Source organism: Pantoea sp. USMM079, from assembly GCF_037153115.1.
Classification (GTDB): Bacteria; Pseudomonadota; Gammaproteobacteria; order Enterobacterales; family Enterobacteriaceae; genus Pantoea; species Pantoea communis.
The window spans coordinates 1-1,503 of record NZ_JBBCKX010000051.1 but is presented as its reverse complement, the minus strand read 5'-3'; the positions used below and the strand labels follow the sequence as shown (position 1 = coordinate 1,503).

The window sequence follows — 1,503 nt, the reverse complement described above, 5'->3', positions numbered from 1 at the left end:
AAGGCGGGGCGGCACAGGGATGTGCCATCCCTGAACTGAACCCAAAATGTTGGACTTTAAACCGACATAATGGGGATTAATCGTGAAGCCAAAATATTCATTTCAGTTCAAGTTAAAGGTCGTACGTTACTTTCTCGACGGTCATGCTGGTCAGGGTGGAACAGCGCAGCATTTCGGGGTTTCGAGGACGCACACGATTCGCTGGATACAGCTTTACCTTCACCACGGTGAAGAAGCACTGCGTCCCCGCTCCCGCTCCCTGCTTTATTCACCGGAGTTCAAACAGGAGGTCGTCACCTATGCCCTCAACCATCCTGAGACATCTGCAAGGCTCGCGGCACGCTTTGGTATATCTTCTCACACCACCGTTGATAACTGGCTCAGACGGTTCAGACTTGAAGGGTACAGTGCCTTTTGTCCGACACAGCCGGAGCGGAGCGTATCTATGCCAGTTAATCCAGACAAACCTCGTAAAACAGATGACAAAACGCCTGAAGAACTGCTGAAGGAGCTCGAGTATCTGCGGGCGGAAAATGACTACCTGAAGACGCTGCAGGGGATACTGCTTGAAAAAAAGCGGCTGGAGTCGCTGAAAAAGCAGCGGCGGTAAACCTGCTGCGTGCACAGCATCGTCTGACGGTGCTGCTGAAAGCAGCGCAGCTGGCCCGGAGCACCTTCTTTTACCATCTGGCTCACCTGCAGATACCTGATAAATATGCTGAGGTTAAGGCGCTGATGGTCCAGTTGTTCAGTGAACACCGGAGCCTTTATGGCTACCGGAGGCTTAACGAGCTTCTCAGGCAATGTGGCCACAGGCACAGTGGAAAAACCATCCTTAAGCTGATGAAAGCGCTTTCGCTGGAGTGTCCGGTGAGGCGGAAGAAATATTGTTCCTTCCGTGGCGATGCCTGCCAGGTGGTGGCTAACCTGCTGCAGAGAAATTTCATTGCATCAGCGCCGGAAGAGAAATGGGTGACAGACGTGACGGAGTTCCGCGTTGGAGAGGATAAGTATTACCTGTCAGTCATAATGGACCTGTACAACGATGAAATAGTGGCATGGGAAGGCTCCCGGAGGGCGGGGGTGCCGCTGATAGACGGCATGCTGAAAAAAGCGTTCAGTCGACTGAGCAGCCGGAGCCACGTGCTGCTACACAGTGACCAGGGGTGGCATTATCAGCGACAGGGCTACCGGCTGCAGCTTGCAGAAAGAGGAATACAGCAAAGTATGTCCCGGAAGGGTAACTGCCTGGATAACGCAGTAATAGAGAACTTCTTTGGGCACCTGAAAACAGAGATGTTCTATCTGAAAACGTTCGGAAGTATTAACGAACTGAGTGCTGCTGTCAGTGGGTACATAGACTTCTGGAACAACAAGCGGATAAAGATGGGGCTTGGCGGACTGAGTCCGGTGGCGTACCGGACCCACAATCACAATGAGCTGACTTAAGAGTCCAGGTTAAGGGGTTCAGTTCATCCCCCGCCGTTCCGTCAGGCAGACGAA

Annotated in this window: 1 protein-coding gene; it reads left to right on the top strand. The window is 52.6% G+C overall.

The genetic code is table 11. The features are described 5' to 3' along the window. The first annotated feature begins 82 nt into the window (after positions 1-82). Positions 83-1,449, top strand: a protein-coding gene (locus tag WFP70_RS26435; RefSeq protein ID WP_337024896.1) for an IS3 family transposase whose coding sequence is annotated in 2 segments (ribosomal slippage) — positions 83-578 and positions 578-1,449 — 1,368 coding nt in all. Because the reading frame shifts where the segments join, the coding sequence is not laid out codon by codon here. Positions 1,450-1,503 lie beyond the last annotated feature (54 nt).